This is a genomic window from Allobosea sp. 10L422 (assembly GCF_056395345.1).
This window is the reverse complement of sequence record NZ_JBFTJI010000005.1, coordinates 83,331-110,178: the sequence shown is the minus strand read 5'-3', so window position 1 is coordinate 110,178 and position 26,848 is coordinate 83,331. Positions and strand designations below refer to the sequence as shown.

24 protein-coding genes and 1 riboswitch are annotated in these 26,848 nt (G+C 67.4%); of the genes, 10 read left to right on the top strand and 14 right to left on the bottom strand.

What is annotated here, in order from left to right:
• Positions 1-56 precede the first annotated feature (56 nt).
• The 4 genes from AC1DEZ_RS12335 (at position 57) to AC1DEZ_RS12320 (ending at position 5,163) form a co-directional block, all read left to right on the top strand.
• Positions 57-1,904 (top strand): TRAP transporter large permease, encoded by a 1,848-nt coding sequence (locus AC1DEZ_RS12335; protein WP_441510099.1) that lies wholly within the window; start codon positions 57-59, stop codon positions 1,902-1,904.
• A gap of 19 nt (positions 1,905-1,923) precedes the next feature.
• Positions 1,924-2,478, top strand: coding sequence for a VOC family protein (locus tag AC1DEZ_RS12330; protein WP_441509478.1), 555 nt, complete (start codon positions 1,924-1,926; stop codon positions 2,476-2,478).
• A 123-nt stretch (positions 2,479-2,601) separates the two neighbouring features.
• Positions 2,602-3,876 (top strand): ribulose-bisphosphate carboxylase large subunit family protein, encoded by a 1,275-nt coding sequence (locus tag AC1DEZ_RS12325; protein ID WP_441509479.1) that lies wholly within the window; start codon positions 2,602-2,604, stop codon positions 3,874-3,876.
• A 6-nt stretch (positions 3,877-3,882) separates the two neighbouring features.
• Positions 3,883-5,163, top strand: a complete 1,281-nt coding sequence (locus AC1DEZ_RS12320) for a four-carbon acid sugar kinase family protein (protein WP_441509480.1) — start codon at positions 3,883-3,885, stop codon at positions 5,161-5,163.
• On the opposite strand, the gene AC1DEZ_RS12315 is transcribed toward AC1DEZ_RS12320, so the two are convergent.
• The 6 genes from AC1DEZ_RS12315 to AC1DEZ_RS12290 all read right to left on the bottom strand — a co-directional run bounded on the left by AC1DEZ_RS12315 (position 5,160) and on the right by AC1DEZ_RS12290 (position 10,175).
• Positions 5,160-6,104 carry a threonine ammonia-lyase gene (locus AC1DEZ_RS12315; protein WP_441509481.1) on the bottom strand — a complete coding sequence of 315 codons (945 nt, stop codon included), beginning with the start codon at positions 6,102-6,104 and terminating at the stop codon, positions 5,160-5,162. The genes AC1DEZ_RS12320 and AC1DEZ_RS12315 overlap by 4 nt on opposite strands.
• Entirely contained in the window at positions 6,104-7,141 is a 1,038-nt protein-coding gene (locus AC1DEZ_RS12310; protein ID WP_441509482.1) for a succinylglutamate desuccinylase/aspartoacylase family protein, read from the bottom strand. Before AC1DEZ_RS12310 ends, AC1DEZ_RS12315 begins: the two co-directional genes overlap by 1 nt.
• 182 nt (positions 7,142-7,323) lie before the next feature.
• Complete coding sequence (locus AC1DEZ_RS12305) at positions 7,324-8,106, bottom strand: transporter substrate-binding domain-containing protein (RefSeq protein ID WP_441509483.1); 783 nt, start codon at positions 8,104-8,106, stop codon at positions 7,324-7,326.
• A gap of 41 nt (positions 8,107-8,147) precedes the next feature.
• A complete protein-coding gene (locus tag AC1DEZ_RS12300) occupies positions 8,148-8,879 on the bottom strand; it encodes an amino acid ABC transporter ATP-binding protein (protein WP_441509484.1) in 732 nt (243 codons plus the stop codon).
• A complete protein-coding gene (locus tag AC1DEZ_RS12295) occupies positions 8,866-9,516 on the bottom strand; it encodes an amino acid ABC transporter permease (protein ID WP_441509485.1) in 651 nt (216 codons plus the stop codon). The genes AC1DEZ_RS12300 and AC1DEZ_RS12295 overlap by 14 nt, the downstream gene beginning before the upstream one ends.
• Complete coding sequence (locus AC1DEZ_RS12290) at positions 9,513-10,175, bottom strand: amino acid ABC transporter permease (RefSeq protein ID WP_441509486.1); 663 nt, start codon at positions 10,173-10,175, stop codon at positions 9,513-9,515. Before AC1DEZ_RS12290 ends, AC1DEZ_RS12295 begins: the two co-directional genes overlap by 4 nt.
• Before the next feature lie 126 nt (positions 10,176-10,301).
• Here AC1DEZ_RS12290 and AC1DEZ_RS12285 point away from each other — a divergent pair, with 126 nt between their 5' ends.
• From AC1DEZ_RS12285 to AC1DEZ_RS12260, 6 genes are all read left to right on the top strand, one after another.
• Positions 10,302-11,099 carry an IclR family transcriptional regulator gene (locus tag AC1DEZ_RS12285; protein ID WP_476779767.1) on the top strand — a complete coding sequence of 266 codons (798 nt, stop codon included), beginning with the start codon at positions 10,302-10,304 and terminating at the stop codon, positions 11,097-11,099.
• Between the two features lie 155 nt (positions 11,100-11,254).
• Positions 11,255-11,650: a (R)-mandelonitrile lyase gene (locus tag AC1DEZ_RS12280; RefSeq protein ID WP_441509488.1), complete on the top strand. Its 396-nt coding sequence runs from the start codon at positions 11,255-11,257 to the stop codon at positions 11,648-11,650.
• A gap of 24 nt (positions 11,651-11,674) precedes the next feature.
• Positions 11,675-12,679, top strand: a complete 1,005-nt coding sequence (locus tag AC1DEZ_RS12275) for a 1-aminocyclopropane-1-carboxylate deaminase/D-cysteine desulfhydrase (protein WP_441509489.1) — start codon at positions 11,675-11,677, stop codon at positions 12,677-12,679.
• A 34-nt stretch (positions 12,680-12,713) separates the two neighbouring features.
• A riboswitch (cobalamin riboswitch) is annotated at positions 12,714-12,923 on the top strand.
• A gap of 273 nt (positions 12,924-13,196) precedes the next feature.
• Entirely contained in the window at positions 13,197-14,228 is a 1,032-nt protein-coding gene (locus AC1DEZ_RS12270; protein WP_441509490.1) for an ABC transporter substrate-binding protein, read from the top strand.
• A complete protein-coding gene (locus tag AC1DEZ_RS12265; RefSeq protein ID WP_441509491.1) occupies positions 14,225-15,268 on the top strand; it encodes a FecCD family ABC transporter permease in 1,044 nt (347 codons plus the stop codon). Before AC1DEZ_RS12270 ends, AC1DEZ_RS12265 begins: the two co-directional genes overlap by 4 nt.
• On the top strand, positions 15,265-16,050 hold the full coding sequence (locus tag AC1DEZ_RS12260) for an ABC transporter ATP-binding protein (RefSeq protein ID WP_441509492.1): 786 nt from the start codon (positions 15,265-15,267) through the stop codon (positions 16,048-16,050). Before AC1DEZ_RS12265 ends, AC1DEZ_RS12260 begins: the two co-directional genes overlap by 4 nt.
• 37 nt (positions 16,051-16,087) lie before the next feature.
• Here AC1DEZ_RS12260 and AC1DEZ_RS12255 read toward each other — a convergent pair whose 3' ends face one another.
• The 8 genes from AC1DEZ_RS12255 to AC1DEZ_RS12220 all read right to left on the bottom strand — a co-directional run bounded on the left by AC1DEZ_RS12255 (position 16,088) and on the right by AC1DEZ_RS12220 (position 26,703).
• On the bottom strand, positions 16,088-16,618 hold the full coding sequence (locus AC1DEZ_RS12255) for a protein-tyrosine phosphatase family protein (protein WP_441509493.1): 531 nt from the start codon (positions 16,616-16,618) through the stop codon (positions 16,088-16,090).
• A gap of 22 nt (positions 16,619-16,640) precedes the next feature.
• The gene (locus tag AC1DEZ_RS12250) at positions 16,641-17,747 is read right to left on the bottom strand and encodes an acetate/propionate family kinase (protein WP_441509494.1); all 1,107 of its coding nucleotides are present in this window, start codon (positions 17,745-17,747) and stop codon (positions 16,641-16,643) included.
• Positions 17,744-18,691, bottom strand: coding sequence for a bifunctional enoyl-CoA hydratase/phosphate acetyltransferase (locus tag AC1DEZ_RS12245; protein ID WP_441509495.1), 948 nt, complete (start codon positions 18,689-18,691; stop codon positions 17,744-17,746). Before AC1DEZ_RS12245 ends, AC1DEZ_RS12250 begins: the two co-directional genes overlap by 4 nt.
• A gap of 9 nt (positions 18,692-18,700) precedes the next feature.
• Positions 18,701-19,822 (bottom strand): alpha/beta fold hydrolase, encoded by a 1,122-nt coding sequence (locus tag AC1DEZ_RS12240; protein WP_441509496.1) that lies wholly within the window; start codon positions 19,820-19,822, stop codon positions 18,701-18,703.
• An 83-nt stretch (positions 19,823-19,905) separates the two neighbouring features.
• Complete coding sequence (locus tag AC1DEZ_RS12235; protein ID WP_476779766.1) at positions 19,906-21,798, bottom strand: heavy metal translocating P-type ATPase; 1,893 nt, start codon at positions 21,796-21,798, stop codon at positions 19,906-19,908.
• 36 nt (positions 21,799-21,834) lie between these two features.
• The gene (locus AC1DEZ_RS12230) at positions 21,835-22,968 is read right to left on the bottom strand and encodes an ABC transporter permease (RefSeq protein ID WP_441509498.1); all 1,134 of its coding nucleotides are present in this window, start codon (positions 22,966-22,968) and stop codon (positions 21,835-21,837) included.
• Between the two features lies 1 nt (position 22,969).
• Complete coding sequence (rbbA, locus tag AC1DEZ_RS12225) at positions 22,970-25,702, bottom strand: ribosome-associated ATPase/putative transporter RbbA (RefSeq protein WP_476779765.1); 2,733 nt, start codon at positions 25,700-25,702, stop codon at positions 22,970-22,972.
• On the bottom strand, positions 25,699-26,703 hold the full coding sequence (locus tag AC1DEZ_RS12220) for an HlyD family secretion protein (protein ID WP_441509500.1): 1,005 nt from the start codon (positions 26,701-26,703) through the stop codon (positions 25,699-25,701). The genes rbbA and AC1DEZ_RS12220 overlap by 4 nt, the downstream gene beginning before the upstream one ends.
• Positions 26,704-26,848: the final 145 nt, after the last annotated feature.

Below are 26,848 nucleotides of genomic sequence, written 5' to 3'. Positions count from 1 at the left end.
ATAAAACAGGAAACGCCCCGATGGATGTTCACAGCGCGACCCTTCCCGCTGCCGCCATGCCCACGACCGGGATCGGCCGCTTCGCAGGCCATCTCGACCGCGTGCTGGGCGGGTTGGTCGAGACGGCGGCGGCAGTGCTGGTGCTGGTCGAGATCATCATCCTCGGGGCGGGCGTGGCGGCCCGCTACGTTTTCCATGCACCGCTCGTCTGGTCGGACGAGCTCGCCTCGATCCTGTTCCTGTGGCTGTCGATGCTCGGCGCCGTCGTGGCGCTGCGGCGCGGCGAGCATATGCGGATGACCGGCCTCGTCAGCCGCGTCTCGCCGCCGACGCGGGCGCTGCTGGAGGCGGTCGCGATCACCGCCTCCATCGCCTTCCTGCTGCTGATCATCCCGCATGCGATCGAGTATGCGCAGGAGGAGAGCTTCATCGTTACCCCGGCGCTGGAGATCACCAATGCCTGGCGGGCAGCGGCGATTCCGGTCGGCGTCGGGCTGATGCTGATCGCGGCGGGTTGCCGGCTGCTGCGCTTCGGCTCGCTGAAGCCGGTGCTCATGGCGATCGGGCTGACGGCGCTGCTCGTGCTGCTGTTCTGGCTCATCGGGCCGATGCTGAAGCCGCTTGGCAAGCTCAACCTGATCGTCTTCTTCGTCGGCGTCGTCGCACTCAACGTCTTCTCCGGTGTGCCGATCGCCTTCTCCTTCGCGCTCGCCACCTTCGGTTACCTCGCCTGTACGACGTCGACGCCGATGCTCGTCATGGTCGGCCGGCTCGACGAGGGCATGAGCCATCTCATCCTGCTCGCCGTGCCGCTCTTCATCTTCTTGGGCGCGCTGATCGAGATGACCGGCATGGCGCGCGCCATGATCCAGTTCCTGGCGAGCCTGCTCGGCCATGTCCGGGGCGGCCTGTCCTATGTGCTGGTCGGCGCGATGTATCTGGTCTCCGGCATTTCCGGCTCGAAGATCGCCGACATGGCGGCGATCGCGCCGGTTCTCTTCCCCGAGATGAAGAAGCGCGGCGCCAAGCCCGGCGACCTCGTCGCCCTGCTTTCGGCGACTGGCGCGCAGACCGAGACGATCCCGCCCTCGATCGTGCTGATCACCATCGGCTCGGTGACCGGCGTCTCGATCGCGGCGCTGTTCACCGGCGGCATGCTGCCCGCCGTGGTGCTGGGCGCGGCGCTCTGCTTCGTGGTCTGGTGGCGCTGCCGCGGCGAAGACCTCAGCAACGTCACCCGCTTCTCCAAGCGCGAGATCGCCAAGCTTGCCCTGATCGCGGCCCCGGCCATCGCCCTGCCCTTCGTCATCCGCGCCGCGGTGGTCGAGGGCGTGGCGACAGCCACGGAAGTCTCCACCATCGGCATCGCCTATGCGGTGCTGGCCGGCATCCTGCTCTATCGCCAGTTCGATTGGCGCCGGCTGCCGCGGATGCTGGTCGAAACGGCCTCGCTCACCGGCGCCATCATCTTCATCATCGGCTGCGCCACCGCGATGGCCTGGGGCCTGACGCAATCCGGCTTCTCGCGCGACCTCGCCCAGATGATGGCGGCCGTGCCGGGCGGAAGCTGGGGCTTCCTCGCCATCTCGATCGTCGCCTTCACCATCCTCGGCAGCGTGCTTGAGGGCATCCCCGCGATCGTGCTGTTCGGGCCGCTGGTCTTCCCGATCGCCAAGCAGGTCGGTGTGCATGAGGTGCACTATTCGATGGTCGTGATCTTCGCGATGGGCATCGGGCTTTTCGCCCCGCCCTTCGGCGTCGGCTATTACGGGGCCTGCGCGATCAGCAAGATCAATCCCGACGAAGGCCTGAAATACATCTGGGGCTACATCCTCGCCCTGCTCATCGGCCTCGTCGTCGTCGCTGCCGTGCCGTGGATCTCCATCGGCTTCCTCAGAACCTGATACTCAGAAAGCAACGCCCATGAGCCGCTTCTTTGGCCAGATCCGTCAGGCCGGCTATGTCGTCCCGGATATCGAGGCGGCGATGGACTATTGGAGCCGCGTGCTGGGCGTCGGGCCGTTCTTCTACAATCCGAAGGTTCCGATCAGGAACTACCGCTACAAGGGCGAGGCCTACGAGCCGCACAACTCGGTGGCATTGGCCAATTCCGGCCCGCTCCAGATCGAGCTGATCCAGTGCCGCAACGCCGTGCCGTCCATGTACAAGGACTTCACCGATGCGGGGCTGACCGGCCTGCAGCACGTCGCCTACTGGACCTCGGACTACGACGCCGACATGGAGCGCCTCCTTGCCGAGGGTTTCAAGCCGGTGATGTCAGGCGAGGTCGGCGAACGCGGCCGCTTCGTCTATTTCGACACGCATTACCATCCGGGCACGGTGATCGAGCTCTCGGAGGTCGCCGGACCCAAGGGCGAGATGTTCCGGCTGATCCGCGAGGCCTCGGAGACCTGGGACGGCAAGGACCCCGTCCGGCCCTTCCCGGACCTGAGCAAGCTCACTGCGGCGGCGGCCTGAGATCGCGAAAGCGCCACGTCAGGTCGGGCTTGACCCGACCATCTCAGGACCAGCGCCCTCTGGTCCTGAGATTCTCGGGTCAAGCGCGAGAATGACGCCTTATGAACGGCCTGGATGCGTGCGATGACCGAGAACCGCTTCGAAGCGACCTACCTGATCGAAACCCCGCTCGACCCGGCTGAGGTCGCGGAGGTGATGGCGGGCGAGCAATCCTGCGGCACCTTCGCCCGCGTCGCCGGCGAGACCGACGAACTACGCGAGCGGGCCCGTGCCGTCGTCACGCGGATCGAGGAGCTGGCGCCGGCGACGGAGCCCAGCCTGCCGAATGCCTGGCTCGCCCGAAAGGGCGTCGGCGGGCCATGGCGTCGGGCGCGGATCACTATCTCCTTCCCGGTCGACAATGTCGGCGCCAATCTCGCGACGCTGGCTGCCGTCGTCGCCGGCAATCTCTACGATCTCGGCGAAGTCACGGGCCTGCGGCTCGAAAGCATTTCGCTGCCCTGGTCCTATCGCCAGCGTTTCCCGCTGCCGGCGCAGGGCATTGCCGGCACGCGCCGCCTGACCGGCGTGGCAAAAGGGCCGCTCGTCGGCTCGATCATCAAGCCGAATGTCGGCCTGAGCGCCGCGCAGACGGCCGAGCTCGTCGCAGGCCTCTGCGAGGCGGGGCTGGACTTCATCAAGGATGACGAGATCTCGGCCGATCCGGTGCATGCGCCGCTGGCCGAGCGCATTCCGGCGGTGATGGCGGCCGTGCGCCGGCATCAGGACAAGACCGGCAAGCACGTCATGGTCGCCTTCAACATCACCGACGAGACCGACGCGATGCGCCGCCATGCCGATCTCGTCGCGCGCGAAGGCGGCTCCTGCGTGATGGCGAGCCTGAACTGGTGCGGTTTCTCCGCGATCGAGAGCCTGCGCCGCTCGACCGATCTTGCCCTGCACGGGCATCGCAACGGTTATGGCGCCCTCTCGCGCCACCCGCTGCTCGGCATCGGCTTCCAGGCCTATCAGGTGCTGTGGCGGCTGGCTGGCGTCGATCATATGCATGTCCATGGCCTGAAGGGGAAATTCGCGCAGGAGGACGAGGAGGTCGTGACCTCCGCCAGGGATTGCGTGACGCCGTTGACGGAAGGAGCCGACGACCGGGTGATGCCCGCCTTCTCCTCCGGGCAATGGGCCGGCACCGCGCAACCGACCTGGGACGCGATCGGCCATGATGACCTGCTGTTCATGGCCGGCGGCGGCATCCTCGCCCATCCTGGCGGGCCAAAGGCCGGCGTCGCCAGCATCCGGCAGGCGTGGGCGGCGGTCGCCGACGGCATGCCGATCGCCGAGGCAGCCCGCGCGCATCCCGAGCTGCAACAGGCACTCGACACCTTCGGCGGCGAGGCGGGTTAGCGCGCCGTGACTGCGAAGCGCACGCCTCTCTATGGCTGGTATGGCGACGATTTCACCGGCTCGACCGATACGCTGGCAACGTTGGCCGAAGGCGGATTTCGGGCCCTGCTTTTCCTAAGCCAGCCGAGCGCCGCACAGCTCGACGCCGCCGGTCCGCTCGACGCGATCGGCATCGCCGGGGCGAGCCGGGCCATGGCGCCGGAGGCGATCGCAGCCGAGCTTGCCGAGATCGGGCGCTTCTTCGCCGAACGCGGCGTCGGGCTGATGCACTACAAATGCTGCTCCACCTTCGACAGCGCGCCCCATATCGGCAGCATCGGCGCGGCGGTTGCGGCGCTGAGACCCTTCTTTCCGAACCCGCTCGTGCCGATCCTCGGCGGTCAACCCAATCTCGGGCGCTTCTGCCTGTTCGGAAACCTGTTCGCGGCTGGCGGCGACGGCACGATCCACCGCATCGACCGGCACCCGACGATGAGCCGCCACCCGGTGACGCCGATGGCGGAGGCCGATCTGCGCCGGCATCTTGCCGCGCAAGGCCTCGACGATGTCGGGCTCGTCGACTTCCGTGCCTATGCGGGCCACTCGGTCGCACAGGCCGATGCTCTCTCCAACGGAAACGCGGCCGTTCTCTTCGATGTCGCCGCCGAAGCCGACCTCGCGGCGATCGGCGGATTGCTTGCGACTTCGCTGGAGAATGGGCCGATGCTGGCCGTGGGCGCCAGCTCGGTTGCACGCGCCTTCGCGGCCGGGCATCCAAGGGCGTTCGCCGCCGCGCTGGCCGACGAGACCCATCAGCGCCACGGCGGGCCCTTGCTTGCCCTCGTCGGTAGTCTGTCGCCGGTGACCCGCGCTCAGGTTGAAACCGCCAGAGGCTATACGATGCTTCCTGTTCGGCCGGAACGGCTGCTCTCGGACGAAGCCTATGGCGCCCAGTTGCAGGCAGCGACCCTTTCCGAGCTTGCCCAAGGTGACGTGATGCTGGTGACCGAGCAGCCGGAGGGCGCGCCCGCATCAGCCGCTAAAGTGGCGGGCGCGACCGGGCGCCTGCTTGCCGCGATCATGGCCGAGGCGCGCCTTAGCCGGCTCGTCGTAGCCGGTGGCGACACCTCGACCATGGCTATCCGCGCCCTGCCTCTCTGGGGCCTGTCCTATCGCGGACCATGCGTGCCCGGCGCCCCGTTCTGCCGCGCCCATTCCGAAGATCCGCGTCTCGACGGGCTCGATATCGTGCTGAAAGGCGGACAGATGGGTCCGCCCGGCTTCTTCAACGACGAGGTCCGCGCCTAACTCGGCAAGCAGCCATCGGTTCCGGCACCGCAGACCAGCGCGCAGACTTTCTCGCCGCCGGTAAGCGCGACCCGTCCGGACTGCAGCGCCGCCAGCGCGGCTGCGCCCGACAGGTCGGCTGCGATGCCGAATTCGAACCAGAGCGACTTCGCCGCCTGTTCCATCTCGGCATCGGTGATCAGCACGATCTCGTCGACATTGCGGGCCACCGCCTCATAGATCGCCTGATCCGTCTGGCGGCAGGACATGGTGGCGACGCGTGTCTCCAGCCGGTCGAGCGCGACCAAGCGCCCGGCGGCGAGGCAGGCATGCAGAGTTGGGGAGCCCACAGGCTCGATGCCGATGATCCGCGTCTGTGGGCGCAAAGCCTTCACCGCCGTCGAGAGGCCAGTGATCAAACCGCCGCCGCCGATGGCGACGAGGATGATGTCCACGTCCGGCATGTCGTCGAGGATATCGAGGCCGAGCGTGCCCTGCCCCGCCACAACGACGGGATCGCTGAACGGATGAGCATAGGTCGCGCCGGTCTTTGCTGAATGGGCGAGTGCAGCCGCATTCGCATCGTCCCAGATCGCGCCGACGATATGGACGTCCGCGCCCCAGTCGCGCAGCTTGGCGATCTTGTCGGGCGCCGCGTTGGACGGCAGGAAGATCGTCGCGGGCACGCCGAGCACATGGGCCGAGCGGGCAATGGCGAGGCCGTGATTGCCGCCCGATGCGGTGACGACGCCGCGCGCGAGCTCATCCTTCGACAGCGTCAGGAGCCGGTTCATCGCGCCGCGCGCCTTGAAGGAGCCGGCGGCCTGCAGCAATTCGAGCTTCAGCGTGACGTCGCCGCCGAAATCGCCGCCGCGCGTCTTCGCATAGGGCAGCATCGGGGTTTTCCGGATGTGGGGCGCGATGCGCTCACGGGCGGCGCGGATCTCGTCGAGCGCGATCATCACAGGGTTCCGCGATAGGGCGCCGCGACGATCAGGCAGCAATTGCCCGGCTTCACGCGGCCGGGTTGGCGACGGCCATAAAGGATGCCGTCGGCGGCGTAGTGCAGCGTCTCGGGCGGGCGCGCCGGGTCCCAGGTGCAGTGGATGCGGCCGGCCGGTTCGCCGGCGCTGACCTTGGTGCCATTGGCGTGGAAGGGCTCGAAGATGCCGTCCGCCGTCGCATAGACGTAAGCGGAGATGCCGGGCAGTTCGAGGATCTGGCCGTCGCCGCGCTTCGGCTCAGGCTTCTCCCTGACGACGACGCCGAGATGGTCGAGCACATTGGCGACGCCGCGCCGGCAGACCGAAAGCGCTTCGAGCGAGACCGTGCCGGCGCCGGCCATCTCCGTGCCGACCGTGACGAGCCCGGCCCGGCAGGCGGCGGCGGTCGCCGTACGGGGCTCGCCGAGATTGCTGATGACGACGGTCATCGGTGCGTCGAAGGCCTGCACGGCGGCGACGTTGCGCTTGTGCAGCGCCGGGTCATCAGTCGGCTCGACGATGGCGCTCGGGATGATGTCGAGCGAGGAGCCGCCCGAATGCAGGTCGAGGAAGGCGTCGCCGATCGGCAGGATATGGTCGCTGACGAAGGCCGAGATCTGCTGGGTGATGGTGCCGCGCGGATCGCCCGGGAAGGTGCGGTTGAAGTTCAGCCCGTCGACCGGCGAGGTGCGTTGACCGGCCATGACGGCATGGACATTGTTCGCCGGCATCAGGATGAGGCGGCCCTGGACGCGGCCGGGATCGAGATCGCGGATCAGATCGCAGATCGTGATCGGGCCCTCGTATTCGTCGCCATGGTTTCCGCCCTCCATGATCACGGTCGGGCCGGCGCCGTTCTTGATCACGGCGATCGGCACGCGCGTCGCGCCCCAGGCATCGTCATGCGGCGAGTGCGGGATCATCAGGAAGCCGGTCTGCTTGCCCTCCCGGTCGAGATCGACGGTGAGGAAGGCGCTGGAGGGGCGCGGGTTCGGCTTGGGGCGGGAGCTGGTCATGGCGGGCTCGATGGGACGTGGCTTGGGAGCCCTCTCCGGCAAAGGAAGGGCGAGACGAGCCGTCATGCTCGGGCTTGCCCCGAGCATCTCCGGCAGAAGAAGGCTCCCGACCAGCGCCTTCTGGTCAGGAGATTCTCGGGTCTGCGCTACGCTTCGCCCGAGAATGACGGATGTGGCTCCGACTAGAGCGTCGGCAGCGGGTCCATCGGCATATCCAGATACTTGCGATGGAGCCGGTCCAGCTCGCCGTTCATGGAATTGAAGAAGATGAAGCCGTCGAGCCAGCGCACGAGATTATGCTGGTCCATCTGCACGCCCATATGCGCCGGGCTGCGGCGGATGACGAATTTCCGCTCGAACTCCTTGTTCGGGTTCTGCTTGGCGAGCGCCTGCGCCACGATCGAGTTCGTGGCGAGCAGATCGGCCTGGCCGGTGATATAGGCCGCCGCTGCCGTGGCATCGTCCTCGGTCCGCATCAGGCTGGCCTTGGGCGCCGCTGCCGAGATGGCGAGCTCCTGCGTCGTGCCCTTGGCGGCGGCGACACGCGCGGAGCCGATCGTCTCCGGGCTGCTCACCGTCGAATTCTTGGCGCCGTAGACCGCCAGGAAGGTGTTGGCGTAGGGCGCCGTGAACTGGATCTGCCGGGCGCGCTCAGGGGTCAGGCCCATCACCGAGATGACGATGTCGACCTTGTCGGTCATCAGGAATGGGATGCGGTTGGCGCCGGTGATCTGCTGCATCTCCAGCTTCACACCGAGACCTTTGGCGACCATTTCGGCCATCTCGATGTCGAAGCCGATCGGCTTGCGGTCGGCATCCTGGGCGCCGAAGGGCGGCGCGTCGAGCGGTACACCGATGCGCACCACGCCCTTGGACAGGATGTCCTGAAGCTTGTCGGCCTTGGCCTCCGCCGCACCGAAGGCTGCGACCGCCAGGGCGGCTAAACCTGCGAACAATGAACGCATCGTCTTTTCTCCCCTCGTTGATGTCGGTTTTTGGTTCCGCCTCAGTGCAGGACAGCGCTGAGGAAGGTCTGGAGTTCCGGCGTCTTCGGCTCAGCCAGCACGGCAGCGGCCGGGCCCTGCTCGTGGATACGCCCCTCATGCATGAAGACGACGCGCGAGCCGAAGCGGCGGGCGAAACCCATTTCATGCGTCACCAGGATCATGGTCATGCCTTCCTGCGCGACGGATTCGAGGACCTTGAGCACCTCGCCGGTCAGTTCGGGATCGAGGGCGGAGGTGACCTCGTCGAACAGCATCAGCTTCGGCCGCATGGCGAGCGAGCGAGCGATGGCGACGCGCTGCTGCTGGCCGCCGGAAAGCTGCGAGGGATAGGCGTCGAGCTTGTCGGCAAGACCGACACGGGCAAGCACCTCGCGCGCCACCTCGCGGGCGGCCTGCGGCGCCTGCTTCTTCACCACCCGTGGCGCCAAGGTGATGTTGTCGCAGACCGAGAGATGCGGGAACAGGTTGAAGCTCTGGAAGACGATGCCGACCTCCTGGCGCAGCTTGCGCAGATTGGTCTTGGGATCGTTGACTTGCGTGCCGTCGACACGGATGACGCCGGCCTGCACCGGCTCCAGCCCGTTGATGCAGCGGAGCATCGTGCTCTTGCCCGAGCCGGAGCGGCCGATCACGGCGATGATCTCGCCCTTGGCGACGTCGAGCGTCACATCCTTCAGCACCTGGACGGCACCGTAACTCTTGTTGATCCCATGGATTTCAACGAGCGACATCGAGCTTCCGCTCGATCGAGCGGCTCCATTGCGTGAGGGGGAAGCACATCGCGAAATAGATCGCGGCGACGGTGATGTAGACGGCGAAGGGCTTGTAGGTGCCGGCCGCCGTGAGCTGTCCTTCGCGGGTGATCTCGACAAAGCCGATCACCGCGGCGAGCGAGGTGTTCTTGATCAGCTGGACGAGGAAACCGACCGTCGGCGGGATCGCCACCCGGACCGATTGCGGCACGATGATGTAGCGCAGCTGCTCCCAGAGCGAGAGCCCGAGCGAGGCACCGGCCTCCCACTGCGTCTTCGCAATCGAGACCAGTGCGCCGCGCCAGATCTCACCCAGGAAGGCGCTGCCATAGACCGAAAAGGCGGTCGCGGCGGCAATCCACGGATTGACCGAGATGCCGATCAGCGGCAAGCCGAAGAAGATCACGAACAGCCAGACCAGCAGCGGCGTGCCCTGGACGATGTGGATATAGGCCGCCGAAACCCAGCGCAGCGGCGCGAAGGGCAGGATGCGGGCGATGGCGATGAGGATGCCGATCAGCGAGGCGCCGATGAAGGCGGTGACGGTGAGCGCCAGCGTCCAGCGCGCCGCCGCGATCAGATACATCACATCGATGAGGCCGAATTCGCGGATCATCGCCTGACGAACGCCCAGTAGTAGATGCCCGCGAACAGGCCGCGGAAGGCAATCGCGAGCCCGAGATAGAGCACGCCGATGACGGTGTAGACCTCGAAGTCGCGGAAGGTGCGCGACTGCACGATCGAGGCCGCATGGAAGAGGTCCTCGACCGAGATCTGCGAGACGACGCTGGTCGCCAGCATCAGCAGCACGAACTGGCTGGCGAGCGCCGGGAACATCGCCTTCAGCGCCGGAAACATCACGACATAGCGGAAAACCTGCAGGCCGGAGAGACCGAGCGAATGGCCGGCTTCGACCTGCGCCTTGGGCACGGCCTCGAGCCCGGCGCGGACGATCTCGGTGGTATAGGCGCCGAGATTGACGACGAGCGCGATGATCGCGGCGGTGAAACCGTCGAGCCTCAGGCCGAAGCTGGGCAGGCCGAAGAAGATCAGGAAGAGCTGCACCAGCAGCGGCGTGTTGCGGATGATTTCGACATAGCTGCCGACGATCCGGCGCAGCCAGGCCGGGCCATAGACGCGGGCCGCCGCGCAGGCGATGCCGATGACGAGGCCGCCGATCATCGCCGCCGCCGAGAGGAGCAGCGTGACCCAGACGCCGGCGAGGATCGATTCCCAGGCCGCGAAAACATCGCGGAACTGCAGGCCATATTTCATGCCCGGCCGCCTTGCGGCTGTCTCGCAGCGTTGTTCGAACGCGCGATATGATCAGGCCACCGCACCATCCGCCTCCCCTTTACGAGGAGGCTAGGTTCGTTTCTTATTTGATGTCAAGCTTCATATATGAAACAGGAAGATATGAGCGACCTGCCCGACTCCGAGAACGGAGACAAAAGTTCCTACGCGGCGCCCGCGCTGGAGAAGGGGCTCGACATCCTCGAGCTCCTCGCCGAGGCGGGCGAGCCGCTCTCGACGCGTGAGATCGCCGAGCGCCTCGCCCGCTCGAAAAGCGAGATCTTCCGCATGGTCTTCGTGCTGCAGCAGCGCGGCTATCTCGCCCGCGAGGCCGGCACCGACCGCCTCGCCCTGTCACGCCGATTGTTCGACCTCGGCATCCGCACGCCGGGCGGGCGCCAGCTCACCTCGATCGTACTGCCGCTGATGGAGCGCTTCAGCGAGGATAGCGGGCAGGCCGCGCATCTCGTCGTGCTGAGCCGGGCGCAGACCGTGGTGCTCGCGACCACCTCCGGCCATCTCGACGCCAGCGTCATCGTGCGGCCGGGCTATGGAAGGCCGGCGCTCGACGCGAATTCGGGCCTGCTTATCCTCGCCTTCCAGAGCGAGACGCGGCGCCGGCAATTGATGAAGGAGGCCTCCGAGGCCGACCGCGACAAGCTGGAGAGCGACGAGACCAATCGCACCCTCGCGGAAATCCGCGCCACCGGACATCGCGTCGCGCCGAGCCGCGACATCATGGCGGTGACCGACATCGCCTGCCCGGTGATCGGCCCGAGCGGTCATGCCGAAGCGGCGATCCTCGTGCCCTGCCTGCAGCGGCACGGCATCGCGACCGATGAAGCGGCGATCCTGCTCGCGCTCAAGGCCTCCTGCCGGGAGGCGGGTTCGCAGCTCTCGCTCTGAGAAAGTCCCAATCGAGAACGCCGTTGCGACCAGCGCGAGAGGCCTTGACGGTCGCAGTCTTCGGGTGATCCCCTCCTGCCGAAACAATGGGCTTCGCGTGGCTGTCGACAGCACCGATTCCCGGTCGCCGCAGTTCAAACCATCAGGAGATCGTCATGGAGATCATGCGCGCGGGCTCGCGCCCATCCGGAAAAGGACCGGCCGACTGGTTCACCGGATCGGTCCGGATCGACCCGCTCTTCAATCCGCATGCGCCGGAGCGCGTGCAGGGCGCGAGCGTCACCTTCGAGCCGGGGGCGCGGACGGCCTGGCATACGCATCCCCTCGGCCAGACGCTGATCGTCGTCAGCGGGGTCGGCCGGGTGCAGCGCTGGGGCGGTCCGATCGAGGAGATCCGGCCCGGCGACGTTGTCTGGTTCCCGCCCGGCGAAAAGCACTGGCACGGCGCGGCGCCTTCGACCGGGATGACCCATATCGCCGTTCAGGAAGCCGAGAACGGCAAGGTCGTGGAGTGGCTGGAGCAGGTCTCCGACGACCAGTATGGCGGCTGATGGCCGGCATAGTGGGGCGAAACGATGAAGCCTGAGCTCTCCAGCCTCCTGCGCGAGGCCCGCCACGTTCTGCTCGACACTCCGACGCCGCTTCAGCGGCTGCACCGTTTCGAGGAGAAGCTCGCGCGGCCCGGCATCTACGCCAAGCGCGATGATCTGATGCCAATCGCGCTCGGCGGCAACAAGCTGCGGAGCCTTGAATACTGGCTGGGGGACGCGCTGCGGCAGAAGGCCGATATCCTCCTAGTAGGCGGCGGCGCCAGCTCCAATCTCTGCCGTCTGACGGCCGCGGCGGCTTCGCTCGTCGGGCTCGACTGCCTCGTCCTGCACAATGCGGCCGACACGCAGGAGAACCGCCAGGCCTCCTTCCTCAACCGGCTGTTCGGCGCGGAGTTGCGCTTCCTCGGACCGGTCGATGAAAGCCAGCGCAACGCGGCGCTTGCAGCGGCCGCCGCAGAACTCGCCCGGCAGGGCCGGACGCCCTACATCGTCGGCGATCCCGTGCTGGGCGCGATGGGTTATGTTCGGGCCGCCTTCGAGCTGCATGAGCAGTCGCAAGGTGAAGAAGCCCCGATCAAGCATGTCTTTCTTGCCGGCTCGATGGGGCCGACCGAGGCTGGCTTCCTCTTCGGCAACGCCCTGCTGGGGCACCCCTTCCGCATCCATCTCGTCAGCGTCGAGTATGCGCTGACGGAGCTGGCGGGGCGTGTCCGGGCGATCTACGAGGGCCTGCGGGAGCGGACGGGGCTCGACGTCGACTCGCTGGAGGCCGCGCCCCTGCATTATCACATGGGCTATCTCGGCGACGGCTGGGGCGCCCCGACTCCGGCCTCGGAAGCGGCCATCCTGAGCTTCGCGCGCACCGAGGGCATCCTGATCGAACATGTCTACACCGCGAAGACCTGCGCCTGCTTCCTCGAGCGGGTTGCCGATGGAGGGATTGCCGGCGGCGAGCCCGCTTGCGTGCTCCATACCGGCGGCACCGCCGCGCTCTTCTCGCAATTCAGCCTGTTCCGGACGCTGACCTAACGTCGTATCGCTTGACGGGCTTCGGCGCCGCTCTATGGTGCCGCTCGATCGAGGTTCTCCGGGTCACGCCCGGAGCTAAGAGGGAATTCGGTGAGGCGCTTCCCGCGCCAATGCCGAGGCTGCCCCCGCAACTGTAAGCGGCGAGCCCTCCGTCCATCGTCCACTGGCGCCCTGCGCCGGGAAGGCCGGGCGGATCAGGCGTCGACCCGTGAGCCAGGAGACCTGCCGCGATCGCAAGGCGTCTTTCGGGCGGGGTGTTCCGGAGGGGTGCGCGTCGGCGGCCGGCTCCAGAGCTGCGCCTTCCGGCCGTATCCATCGAAGCTCCCCCGCCTCATCTCGGGGAGCGATGAATTCCATGTCCATGATCTTCGGCCGGGCCGCCGCAAGGGCCGCGACACGCTTGACGCGTCCACGTCGTGCGACCTATGAGAAATGCAACATTGTTACATCTTGTGAACATCGCGCCGAAACCGCCCGGTTTCGCCGACGCGGTGCCCGCGTCAGCCCGGTTGCCCCCATGCGTCCCGCCTTTTCGCTGCTGCCCACCCTTTTCGCCGCCGCAGCCGGCCTTGTCCTGTTCGCCGCGCCGGTCGCCGCAGCGCCGACGCAATACCCGCTGACGCTGGAGAATTGCCGGGAGACCATCACCTTCAACGCACCGCCCAAGCGCGTGGTCGCGATCGGCCAGACCCAGACAGAGATTCTCTACGCGCTCGGCCTCGGAGACCGGGTGGTCGGCACCGCCGTCTGGTTCTCGCCGGTGGCCAAGCCCTATGAGGCCGTCAACGCCAAGGTGAAGCGCCTCGCCGACAATGATCCGAGCTTCGAGGCGGTGGTCGGGCAGGAGCCCGATCTCGTCACCGCGATGTTCGAATGGCATGTCGGGCCGAACGGCATCGTCGGCAAGCGCGACCAGTTCCACAAGGTGAAGGTGCCGACCTATGTCTCGCCGACCGATTGCGTCGGCAAGGACAATTCAGGCCCGGGTGACGGCGTGCGCACGCAGATGTTCTCGATGGAGCTGGTCTATCGCAACATCCGCGAGTTCGGGCAGATCTTCGATGTTTCCGACCGCGCAGAGAAGCTTGTCGCCGAACTGAAGGCGCGCGAGGACAAGGCGGTCGAGTCCGTCGCGAAGCTGAAAGCGCAGGATGTGCCCGTCGTCGTCTGGTTCTCCAGCAAGGACATCAAGGGCGACGGCTTCATGGCCGGTAGGAACGGCGTGCCCGCCTATATCCTGTCCAAGCTCGGGGCGCGCAACATCATCACCACCAATGAGGAATGGCCGCTGGTCGGCTGGGAGAGCATCGCCGCCGCCAACCCGGCCGTAATCGTCACCGTGAAGATGGACCGCCGCCGCTTCCCGGCTGATGACATCGAAAAGAAGCTCGCATTCCTGAAGACCGACCCCGTTGCCAGCAAGCTCGACGCGGTGACGAACAACCGCGTCGTGATCATCGACGTGGGCGCGACCCGCGCGGGGCTCGACACGGTCGATGGGATCGAGACGCTCGCCAAGGCGATCGCCAGCTTCGGCCTCACCCCTTGAGCCACGCCGCCCACGGCCCGAATTGGCCGGCGCGGATCGGCATCGCGCTCCTCTCGCTGGTGGCGCTTACCGTCTCGGTGGCGCTGGCGGTGACGATCGGCGAGATGGCGATCCCGTTCGATGTCGCGCTCAAGGCGCTCGGCAACGGATTGTTCGATCTCGGCCTGCCGGTCGGCGCGATCCAGCAGGGCGTCATCTTCGACTACCGCCTGAGCCGGGCGCTGATGGCGGGGCTATGCGGCGGGGCGCTGGCGCTTTCCGGCGTGATCCTGCAGGCGCTGCTGCGCAACCCGCTGGCCGAGCCCTATATCCTCGGCATCTCGGCCGGCGCCTCCACCGGCGCCGTCGCGGTGCTGATCCTCGGGGTCGGCATCGGCGGCATGGCGGTCAGCCTGTCGACCGGCGCCTTCATCGGCGCCTGCGCGGCGCTTGCCGTCGTCGCGCTGCTAGCGGCGGGGGCCGGCGGCGCGAGCGACCGCGTCATCCTGGCCGGCGTCGCCGCCTCGCAGCTTTTCAACGCCGCGACCGCAACCATCGTGACGACGCTCGCCAGCGCCGAGCAGGCGCGCGGCGTGATGTTCTGGCTGCTGGGCAATTTCGGCGGGGTGCGCTGGCCGGATCTGTGGATCGCGACCCCGGTTGCGCTGATCGGCTTCGGCATCTGCATGCTGCACGCCAAGGCGCTCGATGCCTTCGCGTTCGGCGCCGACGCCGCCGCCTCACTGGGCGTGGCGGTAATGCGCGTGAGGATCGTCCTGTTCGCAACGACCGCCGTGATGACCGCCGCGATGGTCAGCATCGTCGGCACGATCGGCTTCGTCGGCCTCGTCATCCCCCATGCCGCGCGCTTCCTCGTCGGCTCGGGCCATGCCCGGCTGCTGCCGGCCAGCCTCGTCATCGGCGCGATCTTCATGATCCTCGCCGATATCCTCTCGCGCGTGCTGGTGCCGCAGCAGATCCTGCCGATCGGCGTGGTCACCGCGTTGTTCGGCGCACCGGCCTTCGCGCTGATCCTCTACCGCGCCCGGAAGCCCGCATGACGCTCGCGACCCAAGATGTGCGCTGGGGCGCAGCCGGACGGATGATCGTCGACGGCGTGACGCTTCATGCCGCTCCCGGCCGCATCCTCGGCTTGATCGGCCCCAACGGCTCGGGCAAATCGAGCCTGCTCCGGCTGCTCTGCCGATTGCGCAACGTGGCGAGCGGCGTCGTGACGCTCGACGCGCGCGACATCGCCGCCGTGCCACGCCGCGAACTGGCGCGCCGGCTTGCCTTCGTCGAGCAGCAGGCGACGACCGAGGTCCAGCTCTCGGTCTGCGACGTCGTGCGCCTCGGCCGCACGCCGCATCGCGCCGCGCTCGCCTCCTGGGCCGCTGCGGACGAGGCCGCCGTCAACGCGGCGCTCGCCCGCGTCGGGCTCGCCGAGAGGCACGAGCAGCTCTGGCACACGCTATCGGGCGGGGAGCGCCAGCGCGTCCACATCGCCCGGGCGCTGGCGCAGGAGCCGAGCGAGCTCATCCTCGACGAGCCGACCAACCATCTCGACATCCAGCACCAACTCTCTATTCTGACGCTGATCCGGCGGCTCGGCATCACCTGCATCGTCGCGCTGCACGATCTCAACCTCGCCGCGCTGTTCTGCGACGAGATCGCGCTGCTGCATCACGGGCGCCTGCTGGTTGCGGGCGCTCCGGAATCTGTGCTGACGGAGGAGACGATCCGCGAAGTCTTCGGTGTCGCCGTGGCGATCCGGCCGGGCACCGCCGGACGCCGCCATATCGAGTATCTGGTCGATCTGGAGCGTGACGAAGCGGGCGCGTGACGGCCGGCACCAATGTGCCGCAGGTCTTGCACCCCGCTCACGAGCCGGAGGTCTTGTCTCCGGGATGCACAGCCTCTTCGGCGTAGCGCGCGACCAGCTGCTTCTGGATCTCCGTCTCCGGCCCCGAGCCGGCGGCGGCGATGGCTGCGACCGCGTCGGCACCACTCAGGCCGAGCGCAACCAGGATACAGGTCGCGACCATGCCGGTCCGGCCGATGCCGGCGGCGCAGTGAACAAACAGCTGCCTGCCCGCTTCGAGATCGCGAGCAGCCTGTTCGGCGAGAGCCTTCAGGCCGCCGCCATCATCGGGAACGCCGAAATCGCCGATCGGGAAGCATGTGACGGGGATGCCGAGGTCGGACTGCCGCGCGGCGTAGTCCGGCGCCTTCAACTCGATCTCCTCGAAGGGCGTCAGGCAGATGATGCGGGCGATGCCTCGCCGGGCCAGATCGGCCAGATCGTCCACCAGCGGCCGCAGCCGGCCCGGCATCGGCCCAAGCCAGAGGGCGCCGGCGATCGCCGCCGGCAGGTCGACGCGTCGCATGAAACCCGTTCGGGCGCTGATCATCGCAGCCTCCCCTGCTTATCGCTCAGGCGAGCAGCGCCTTCGCCTGAACAGCCATGACCTTCTCCTCATTAGCCGGGATCACCAGAACCTTGAAATCGCCGAGGAAGGTGAGGCGATCGAGGATCGCGCTACGGACCGGCGCGGCATGTTCGCCGATGCCGCCGGTGAAGATGAGGCCATCGATGCCGCCCATCGCCGCCGCCATCGCCGCGCTGAACTGCGCGACCTTCAGCGTGAAATAATCGAGGGCGAAGCGCGCGCGGGGATCGTCGCTGTTCAGCAGCGTCTCGACGTCGTTGGAGAGGCCGGAGAGGCCGAGCAGGCCGGAGCGCTCATAGAGCGCGTTCGAAACCTCCCCCGCATTCATGCCCAGGCTCTGGAACATGTAGAGCACCGCTCCGGCGTCGAGCGCGCCGCAGCGCGTGCCCATCGGCAACCCGTCGAGCGTCGTCATCCCCATCGTCGTATCGATGCTGCGCCCGCCCCGGATGGCACAGAGGCTTGCGCCATTGCCGAGATGGGCAGCAACGACGCGGCCGGCATGGAGGTCGGGATGCCGCTCGGCCAGCACGATCTCCAGCCATTGATAGGAGAGGCCGTGGAAGCCGTAGCGGCGGATGCCCTTGTCGCGCAGTCCCTGCTCCAGCGCGAATTCATGGGTGAGCGCATCGTGCCGCGCGTGGAAGGCGGTATCGAAGCAGGCGACGTTGGGGACGTCGGCCATTAGGCGCCGGGCGGCCGCCACCGCGGCGAGATTGTGCGGCTGATGCAGCGGCGCCAGCGGCGAGAGCGCCTCCAGCGCGGCGAAGATCTCGGGCGTCAGCACGACCGGATCGGCATAACGTTCGCCACCATGGACGATGCGGTGGGCAACCGCCTTCATGCTCCAGCCATCGTCGTGGCGGTCGACAAAGGCGAGGACGGCGGAGAGCGCCGTATCGTGGTCGCAGGCCTGCGGCAGCGCGATGCGCTCGCGCGGGCCGTCCGCGAGGCCTGCATCCATGGCCGGCTCCGGCTCGCCGAGACGCACCGCCTTGCCGCGCGCGAGCACGCTAAGGTCGTCGCTGCGGAAAACCTGAAATTTCAGGCTGGATGAGCCGGCGTTGAGGACGAGGATGGTATCGATCACCTGAGCCGCCCCGTGCGCCGCGCATCAGCCAGAAGAACCGCCAGGACGCAGGAGAGTAGGCGCGCCCGCAGATTGTCGGCCCGGCTCGTCAGGATGATCGGCACACGCGCGCCAAGCACGATCCCGGCCGCATCGGCGCCGCCGAGGAAGGTGAGCTGTTTGGCCAGCATGTTGCCGGCCTCGATCTCGGGCACGAGCAGGATGTCGGCATGGCCGGCAACGGCCGAGACGATGCCCTTCTCCTTCGCCGCTTCCGCGCTGATGGCGTTATCGAAGGCGAGCGGCCCGTCGACGATGGCGTCGGTGATCTGGCCTCGATCAGCCATCTTCGAAAGCGCGGCAGCATCGAGCGTCGCTGTCATGCGCGGGTTCACGGTCTCGACGGCCGCCAGCACCGCGACCTTGGGCAACTCGTCGATGCCGTTCAGCGCGACATGCCAGAGATTGACGGCGTTCTGGACGATGTCCGCCTTGGCGGCGAGATCGGGCGAGATGTTGACCGCGGCGTCGGTGATGATGAAGGGCTTGGGATAGCTCTCGATGTGCATCACGAAGGCATGGGAGATTCGCCGCTCGGTCCGCAGGCCGGAATCGGCGTGCACGACCGCGCCCAGCAGTTCGTCGGTGTGCAGCGAACCCTTCATCAGCGCCTCGAGCTCGCCGGCGGCGGCCAGCGATACCGCCTTCGCCGCCGCCTGATGGCTGTGCTCGGTATCGATGACCTGCCAGGGCGAGATGTCGATGCCGGCCTCCTGCGCGGCGGCATGGATGCGCGCGGCCGGACCGATCAGCACGGGATCGATGAGCTGCTCAGCCACGGCGTCGGCCACCGCCTCGATCACATTGGCCTTGACGGGATGCACCACCCCGGTCCGCACCGCCGGGAGATCCTCGCAACGGCCTAGCGCGAGGCGGAAATATTCGGTGGAGGTTAGCGTCGTCATGGCGCCTCTCTAGCTCTGCGCGGCGATCCAGCGGGCGATGCCGGGCCAGGTTTCGCCAAGCGTCTTGCGGCCCATGAACAGGCCGATATGGCCGCCGGGCACCAACTTCTTCTCGATCTTCTTCTTCGGCGTGCCGACGAGGTCCTCCGCCGCAAAGACCTGCTCGCTGGTGGTGATGTCGTCCCCGGCGCCAGCCAGGAGATAGACCGGGCAGGTCACGTCCTTCAGGCTCAGGCGCCGGCCCAGCCCGACGAACTCGCCCTTGGCGAAGCGGTTGTCCTTGAAGATCTGCTCGATGGCCTGGAGGTAGTAGACGCCGGGCAGGTCGAGCGGGTTCTCGTACCAGGCCGCGAAGGTCTCGGTCCGGTCGAGATAGTTCTTGTCGGCGATGTTCTGGTAGAGCCGGACGTACTTGTCGACGTAGTGCTCGTCGGGATGCATGTTCTTCCAGCCCGCCAGCATGAAGCGCCCCGGCATCAGGCCCCGCCCCGTCCGGACCATGGCGCGATAGCTCTTCAGCGGCATGGTCTTCGCCATGCGCTTGATCGGCCCGTCGCCGGCATCGGCGTCGATCGGCGCGCCGGCCAGCACCAGCGACTTGACCTTGCCCGGGAAGCGGGAGGCCAGCATCGCGCTCAGCCAGCCGCCCTGGCAGAGGCCGACCAGATGCACGACGCCACCGAGATCGTCGATCGCGGCGTTGAGCTCGGCCAGATAGGTGTCGATGCTGAAATAGCGCATCTCCTGCGTCGCCGGCTTCCAGTCGGTGACGAGGACGTGTTCGAGGCCGTTCGCGAGCAGCGTCTCGACGAGGCTCTGCCCCTTGTCGTAGTCGGCGATGGTCGCGCTGTGCCCGGCATAGGGGGCGTCGACCAGCACGGGAATACCATCCGAGCCGGCCTTGCCGAATTCGCGCAAGGACATCGTCGGCAGGTCGAGGCGGACGGTGTGTGGCGTCGCCCAGCCCGGCGGCGGCGGCCGGGTGATCTTCACTGCTTCGGAGAGGAAATCGAGATTGCGCTCCGTCAAGCGCAAGGCGGCGTCGACGGGCCAGAACCAGGGCAGGCTGAGCTCGTCGGCTCCGTTCGCCGGCTGGGAAGACGTCTTTATCGCGCTTCGGCTCGTCGCCATGGTCGAAACATCCGTTTTCTCGATCACATTCGGAAGGTAGGCAGCCGATCTTGCCGAGGCAACCGCGACAGCCTTGCGACAGGTCAAAGCCCTTCCGCGATTCGCGGCGCCGGAGCGGCCTCCGCAGTCGGGCGCCGCGCCATAGGGCCTACTAGCGTGCGCAGGGCGTTGAGGATGACGGCGATGTCGATGCCCTGCTGCAGGAACGCGCCGACCACGGGCGGAATGTAGCCGAAGGCGGCGAAGATCATGGCGATCCCGGACAGGCCGAGGCCGACGACGATGCTCTGCTGCGCGATCGCCCGCGTCCGCTGCGCGATCACGACCGCTTCCGCGACCCGGTCGATCCTGTCGACGAGGATCACCACGTCGGCCGCTTCGGAGGAGGCCGTCGCACCGCGGGCGCCCATCGCCACACCGACATCGGCGGCGGCCAGCGCGGGTGCGTCGTTCAAGCCGTCGCCGACCATCATCGTCGGCTGACGAGCCTTCTCCGCCGCGATGGCAGCGACCTTCTCGGCGGGGCTGCACTCGGCCTTGACGTCGTCGATAGCGAGGTGAGCGGCAACCTCCGCCGCCGTGCCGGCATCGTCGCCCGTCACCATCAGGATGCGATTGACCCCGGCACCATGCAGGCGATCCAGCGTCTCGCGCGCGTCGGGCCGCACCGCATCCGCCATGGCGAGAAAGCCGGCGAATTGCCCGTCGATGGTGACAAAGACGGCAAGAGCGGCAGCACCGTCGAGGCCCGCTTGCGCCGTCCGCGCCCAACTCGGGAGCGGCTCGTCTCCCAGGACGAGATTGCGCGAGCCGGCGCGGACATGCCTGCCGTCCACGATGCCTTCCAGACCCGAGCCCCGATATTCCCGCACCTCGGTTGGCTGCGACAGCGGCCGCGCCTTCTGGCGCGCCAGCGCGACCAGGGTCTCGGCGAGCACATGATGCGAGGCCTGCTCGAGCGAAGCCACGAGACGGAGGATCTCGGCCGCTTCGACATCTGGCGCGGCCTCCAGCGCCACCAGCCGGGCTCCGCCCTCGGTCAGTGTACCCGTCTTGTCGAAGATCGCCGTGCGGACTTGCCCGAGCGCCTCGATGGCCGAGCTGCCCTTCATCAGGATGCCGGCACGGGCAGCGCGCGAGACGCCGCCGATGAAGGCGACCGGCGCCGCGAGGATCAGCGGGCAGGGCGTGGCGACGACGAGCACGGCGAGGGCGCGGATCGGATCGCCCGACAGCCACCAGGCGAGGCCGGCGACGACCAGGGTCGCCGGCAGCAGCAGCAGCGCGAAGCGATCGGCCATGCGGATGAAGGGGGCCTTCGCTGTCTGCGCCGCCTCAACCATGCGGACGATACCGGCATAGGTGCTCTCACGCGCCGGCGCCGAAGCGCGGTAGCGGAACGCCTCGCCGGCGTTGACTGTGCCACTGCGCAGCGCCTCGCCCTTCGCCTTCGCCTCCGGCAGCGGCTCGCCGGTGACCGCGGATTCGTCAAGCCGGGCCTCGGCATCGAGAAGCTCGCCATCCACCGGCAGCATCTCGCCCGCCCGCACCAGCAGCTCGTCGCCAACCGCCACCTCCTCCGCAGCGATATCGACGAGCCCGTCCGCGTCCTGCCGGTGGGCGATGCGCGGTGTCCGGTCGCGCAGCGACCTGAGTTCGCGCTCCGCCTTGCCGCGCGCATAGTCCTCGAGCAGGTTGCCGCCGGAATACATCATGGCGACGACCGCGCCGGCTAGCGGCTCGCCCATCGCGATCGACGCGATCATCGCGACGAGCGCGATCGCATCCACGCCGAGCCGCCCGGCCAGCATGTCGCGGAGCATCGAGACCGCCAGCGCAACCGCCACGGGGATGGTGACCGCCGTCCAGATCAAGTCCGGCGACCATGCGCTGCTGACACGGCCTGCGATCAATCCAGCGATGGCACCGGCCAAGGCGATGGCGAACAGGCTCAGATGGACGACCATCTCACGCATCGGCGCTGCTCCCGTTCCGCCTCTGCCCGCCGCGCCTCAAGCGAAAATCACCTTGCGGAACCGGGCGAGCGCGAAGGCGAAATAGGCCGCGCCGATCGCAATGATCTTGGCAATCTCCGGCCAGACCACGTCGAACCCCGCGCCGCGATAGAGCACGCCTTGCGAGAAGGATACGAAATGCGGCGTCGGGCTGAAGATCTGCATGATCCACTGCAGCCAGACCGGCATGCTCTCCATCGGGGTCGTCGCGCCGGACAGAAGCTGCGTGACCACGAAGACCGGAATCGCGAGCAGGCCGAACTGCCCCATCGTCGTCGCCACGGTGCCGAGCAGGATGCCGAGCGCTGCGACGGAAAAGGCATAGATTGCGGTTCCCAGCACGAAGAGCGGGATCGAGCCGGCGATCGGGACGCCCAAGGCCAATTCGACGATGAGGACGAGAGAGGCGACCGCGGCCACCAGGATGACCAGGGCGTTCGCGACCATCTTGGCAAGCATGATCTCGATCGGAGTGACCGGCATTACCAGGAGATGCTCGACCGTTCCCTGCTCGCGCTCGCGGATCAGCGCCGCGCCGGTCAGGATGATGGTCAGCAGCGTGACGTTGTTGAGCACCTGCATCACCGAGCTGAACCAGCCGGAATCGAGATTGGGGTTGAAGCGCGCCCGCACCACGAGATTGATCGGCAGCGTGGTCGTCGTCTCGCGCCCGGCCTGCCGGTTCGCGATCTCCTGCGCGATGATCTGCTGGATATAGACCGCGCCATTGCCAGCCTGACTCATCGCAGTGGCATCTATGTTGAGCTGCAGCGTCGCGGCTCGCCCCGCCTGCAGGTCGGCCTGGAACTTCGGTGGAATCTCGAGCACGAAAACGAGGCGGCCGGAATTCATCTCGGCATCGATCTCGTTGGCGGCGATGCGCTTCGAGACCTTGAAGAGCGGGGGGTTGAAGGCGCCGAGCAGCGTGCGCGAGAATTCCGACTGGTCCTCGTCGACGATGCCGATCGTCAGGTCCCGAGCCTCGAGCGTCACGCCGGTCGCGACCGTGTAGACGGCGATGCTGAAGGCATAGACCACCAGCACCAACATGATCGGGTCTGCCCGCAGGCTGCGCAGTTCCTTCACCACGAGGCGCAGGATGTTCTGGAGGTGTATGACGAGCGCGGCCATCTCAAGCCTCCTGCTTGCGCAGGCCGAGCTGAGCGACCGCGAGGAAGAGCAGGAAGAAGAAGCCGAGCATCAAGAGATTGGGCCAGAGTTCACTCGGCCCCAACCCCTTGGTGAAGACACCGACGCTGACCGGCTGATACCAGGCCGGGGGCAGGCTCATGCCGATGAGACGGCCACCGCCCGAAAGCGAAGCGACCGGCACCATCAGGCCGGAGAAATTGACCGCCGGAATGATCGACAGGATCGCGGTGGCAAAAACAGCCGAGACCTGCGTGCGCGTGAAGCTGGAGATGAGCTGGCCGAAGCCGGTCGTGGCGGAGACGTAGAGCAGGGTCGCGAGCCACAGCACCCAGGCCGAGCCCTTGATCGGCACCGCGAAGACGGTCAGCGCGATAATGACGAGCATGACGAAGCTGGCCATCGCCACGGCGATGTAGGGCAGCTGCTTGCCGAACAGGAATTCGAATTGGCTGATCGGGGTCGAGCGGAAATTGGCGATCGAGCCGGTTTCCTTCTCGCGGACGACGCCGATCGCCGACATGATCGCCGGGATGAGGATCAGCATCAGCATGATCACGCTCGGCACCATCGCATTGGCGCTCTTGAAATCCTGATTGTAGCGGAAGCGGGTCTCGATCGTGACGGGCGACGGCACATGGCTCGACGCGGCCTGGGCGGCCACGAAGCCCTGCGCGTATTGCGTCGCCAGCCCGGTGACGTAGCCGCGCGTCGTCTCGGCCCGGAACGGCATGGCGCCGTCGAGCCAGACCGAGAGCTCAGGCGTCCGGTCGGCCATCAGGTCGCGGCCGAAGGAGGGCGGGATCTCGATCGCGAGCTGCAGCTCGCCGCTTCTCAGGCGCTGGTCCAGCTCGGCTGCGGAGCGGATCGGCGGCTGCTCGCTAAAGTAGCGCGAGCTGGAGAAGGCCTCGACCAGCTGCCGGCTCTCCATCGAGTTGTCCTGATCATAGGCCGCGAATTTCAGGTTCTCGACATCTAAGGAAATGCCGAAGCCGAAGGCCAGCATCAGCAGCACCGGCCCGAGAAAGGCGAAGCTCAGCCGGATCGGATCCCGCAGCAGCTCCATCGTCTCGCGCCGGGTGCAGGCCCAGAGCCGGCGCGGATCGAAGCGGCGGGCCGGCCGCGCGGGCTGCGCGGCGGCGGCCGGGATGGCCGTAGCTTCCACCGGCACGTCCTCGATGCCGGCCGCCTCTTTGAGATAGACGATGAAGGCCTCTTCCAGCGTGTCGACGCCGCGTTTCTGCACCAGCTCTTCCGGTGTGCCGACCGCCAGAACCTTGCCCGCATGCATGAAGGAGATGCGGTCGCAGCGCTCCGCCTCGTTCATGAAATGGGTCGAGAGGAAGATGGTGACGCCGTCGTCGCGAGAGAGGTCGATCAGCGTGCGCCAGAAGGCGTCGCGCGCGATCGGGTCGACGCCCGAAGTCGGCTCGTCGAGGATCAGCATCGCCGGGCGATGCAGGACGGCGACAGCGAGCTGGAGGCGCTGGCGGATACCGAGCGGGAGGCTGTCGGGCCGCTCGTCGGCGACGGTCTCGAGGTCGAAGCGGGTCAGGAGCTCCGCGATGCGGCCGGGAATCTCTGCCGATGGCAGATGATAGAGCTCGGCATGCAGCAGCAGATTCTGCCGCACCGTGAGCTCGCTGTAGAGCGAGAAGGCCTGGGACATGTAGCCGACATTGCGCCGCGTCTCCATGTCGTCGGCGGCGAGCGGCTGGCCGAACAGCTTCGCGGTGCCCTCGGTCGCCGGCARCAGGCCGGTCAGCATCTTCATCGTCGTCGACTTGCCGCAGCCGTTCGAGCCGAGGAAGCCGAAGATCTCGCCGCGGCCGATGCGGAAGCTGACATGGTCGACGGCGACGAAATCGCCGAAGCGGCGCGTCAGCCCCTCGGCCTCGATCGCAGGGGTCGCATCATCGCTCACGACCCGCGGCCGGAGCACGACCTCGCGGTGCTGCGCCCGCTTGGCTTCGGGCAGCAGGGCAACGAAGGCTGCTTCCAGCGTCGACTGCCCAGCCTTGCGGCGCAGCTCTGCGGGCGTTCCGGTGGCGATCGCCTTGCCGTCATCCATCGCCACGAGCCAGTCGAAGCGTTCGGCCTCCTCCATATAGGCGGTGGCGACGATGACGCTCATGCTGGGCCGGCGGGCGCGGATCGTATCGATCAGATCCCAAAACTGGCCGCGCGAGAGCGGATCGACGCCGGTCGTCGGCTCGTCCAGGACGAGCAGGTCGGGATCGTGGATGAGCGCGCAGCAGAGGCTGAGCTTCTGCTTCATGCCGCCGGAGAGCTTGGCGGCAGGGCGGCCCTCGAAGGGATCCAGCCCCGTCGCCGTGAGCAGTTCATCGATGCGCTGGCGACGCTCGGCCGCGTCCTGCCCGAAGAGCCGCGCATGGAAGTCGATATTCTCGAAGACGGACAGCGTCGGATAGAGATTCCGGCCCAAACCCTGCGGCATATAGGCGATGCGCCCGCGCCGTGCCTCGCGTTCGGCCTTGACGCCGAGATCGCCGCCGAGCGCGTGCACGCTGCCCTGCTGGATCGCTCGCACGCCGGCGACGAGTGCCAGCAGGGTCGACTTGCCGACGCCGTCCGGCCCGATCACGCCGATCATGCGGCCAGCGGGGATATCGAGCGTCAGCGCATCAAGGGCGGTCACCTTGCCGTAGCGGTGCGTGACGCCCGCGAGGCTGGCGGCAGGCACGACCTCCGTCATGGCAGCTTCACAGCGAGCGAGTCGGGCCATTTCGCGGAGGGAGAGGTGCGAACGAAGCCGAGGCCGCGCACGCCGGTCTTCACCTGCCGGTGGTATTTGGCGAGCAGATCCTTGTCGACCTGAAGTTTAGCGCGGAAGACCAGCTTCTCGCGCTCCTCGGCAGTCTCGACGGCCTTCGGCGTGAACTGGGCGTCGGCCGCGACGAAGCTGACCGTCGCCGGGATGACGTATTGCGGCACGGGATCGAGAATGATGCGGGCCTCGTCGCCCAGGGCGAGCTGACCGGCCTGCGCCGCCGGCAGGTAGATCGTCATGTAGACATCAGACAGGTCGAGGATGGTGATGACGCGCGTGCCGGCCGAGACCACCTCGCCGGTCCGGGCCAGTTGGTACTGGACGCGCCCGCTCCGCGGCGCGAGGAGCACGAGATCGACCAGGATCGCCCTGATCTGCTCGGCATCGGCCTCGGACGCGTGGATCGCGAACTGAGCCTGGTCGCGCTGCGCCTGGGCGGCTCGCAAGGCCGCGTCGGTGGCATCGGCCTTGGCCGAACGCTGGTCGAAGACCTGCTTGCTGAGATAGCCCTTCTCGACCAGCTCCTTGCCGCGATCGGCATCAGTCCTGGCAAGGATCTGATCGCTCTTGCGCTGGGCGATCAGGGCTTCCGCCTCGGCAAGCGCCTGGCGTGCCCGCAGCACCTGCGCCTGCGCGGCCCGCAGCTGCGCCTCGTATTCCGGCGAGGCGATCCGGGCGATCACCTGACCGGCCGTGACCTCGTCACCTTCCTTGACCGTGACCTCCGCCAGGCGGCCGGCATATTTCGAGGCGACATCGACCTGCGTCGCCTCGATGCGCCCGTTGGTCTTGACGATCCCTTCCGGCATCGTGTCGCCGCGCAATCTTTCGATCAGCGCCTTCAGCCGCGACTGCGCCTGCGCGGAAGGCGGCGATAGCAGAAGCACAGTGAAGGCAACTGCGGCGGCTACTCGACAAAATCGCATGGAGCATCTCCAACGGAGCAGGCTTGGAACGTTCAGCTCTGCAGCCTTCATAGCATGCGCGAAGCTGTCCGCGAGGCCCATACTCGCATCACGCCGCTTTCAATTGTGCACCAAAGCGCGGCCAGATGCCGCTGATCCTGCCCGC

Coding starts and splice junctions, on each gene's coding strand:
- AC1DEZ_RS12335 (WP_441510099.1), top strand. CDS start 57: ATGCCCACGACCGGGATCGGCCGCTTCGCAGGCCATCTCGACCGCGTG.
- AC1DEZ_RS12330 (WP_441509478.1), top strand. CDS start 1,924: ATGAGCCGCTTCTTTGGCCAGATCCGTCAGGCCGGCTATGTCGTCCCG.
- AC1DEZ_RS12325 (WP_441509479.1), top strand. CDS start 2,602: ATGACCGAGAACCGCTTCGAAGCGACCTACCTGATCGAAACCCCGCTC.
- AC1DEZ_RS12315 (WP_441509481.1), bottom strand. CDS start 6,104: ATGATCGCGCTCGACGAGATCCGCGCCGCCCGTGAGCGCATCGCGCCC.
- AC1DEZ_RS12310 (WP_441509482.1), bottom strand. CDS start 7,141: ATGACCAGCTCCCGCCCCAAGCCGAACCCGCGCCCCTCCAGCGCCTTC.
- AC1DEZ_RS12305 (WP_441509483.1), bottom strand. CDS start 8,106: ATGCGTTCATTGTTCGCAGGTTTAGCCGCCCTGGCGGTCGCAGCCTTC.
- AC1DEZ_RS12300 (WP_441509484.1), bottom strand. CDS start 8,879: ATGTCGCTCGTTGAAATCCATGGGATCAACAAGAGTTACGGTGCCGTC.
- AC1DEZ_RS12295 (WP_441509485.1), bottom strand. CDS start 9,516: ATGATCCGCGAATTCGGCCTCATCGATGTGATGTATCTGATCGCGGCG.
- AC1DEZ_RS12290 (WP_441509486.1), bottom strand. CDS start 10,175: ATGAAATATGGCCTGCAGTTCCGCGATGTTTTCGCGGCCTGGGAATCG.
- AC1DEZ_RS12285 (WP_476779767.1), top strand. CDS start 10,302: ATGAAACAGGAAGATATGAGCGACCTGCCCGACTCCGAGAACGGAGAC.
- AC1DEZ_RS12280 (WP_441509488.1), top strand. CDS start 11,255: ATGGAGATCATGCGCGCGGGCTCGCGCCCATCCGGAAAAGGACCGGCC.
- AC1DEZ_RS12275 (WP_441509489.1), top strand. CDS start 11,675: ATGAAGCCTGAGCTCTCCAGCCTCCTGCGCGAGGCCCGCCACGTTCTG.
- AC1DEZ_RS12270 (WP_441509490.1), top strand. CDS start 13,197: ATGCGTCCCGCCTTTTCGCTGCTGCCCACCCTTTTCGCCGCCGCAGCC.
- AC1DEZ_RS12260 (WP_441509492.1), top strand. CDS start 15,265: ATGACGCTCGCGACCCAAGATGTGCGCTGGGGCGCAGCCGGACGGATG.
- AC1DEZ_RS12255 (WP_441509493.1), bottom strand. CDS start 16,618: ATGATCAGCGCCCGAACGGGTTTCATGCGACGCGTCGACCTGCCGGCG.
- AC1DEZ_RS12245 (WP_441509495.1), bottom strand. CDS start 18,691: ATGACGACGCTAACCTCCACCGAATATTTCCGCCTCGCGCTAGGCCGT.
- AC1DEZ_RS12240 (WP_441509496.1), bottom strand. CDS start 19,822: ATGGCGACGAGCCGAAGCGCGATAAAGACGTCTTCCCAGCCGGCGAAC.
- AC1DEZ_RS12235 (WP_476779766.1), bottom strand. CDS start 21,798: ATGCGTGAGATGGTCGTCCATCTGAGCCTGTTCGCCATCGCCTTGGCC.
- AC1DEZ_RS12230 (WP_441509498.1), bottom strand. CDS start 22,968: ATGGCCGCGCTCGTCATACACCTCCAGAACATCCTGCGCCTCGTGGTG.
- AC1DEZ_RS12220 (WP_441509500.1), bottom strand. CDS start 26,703: ATGCGATTTTGTCGAGTAGCCGCCGCAGTTGCCTTCACTGTGCTTCTG.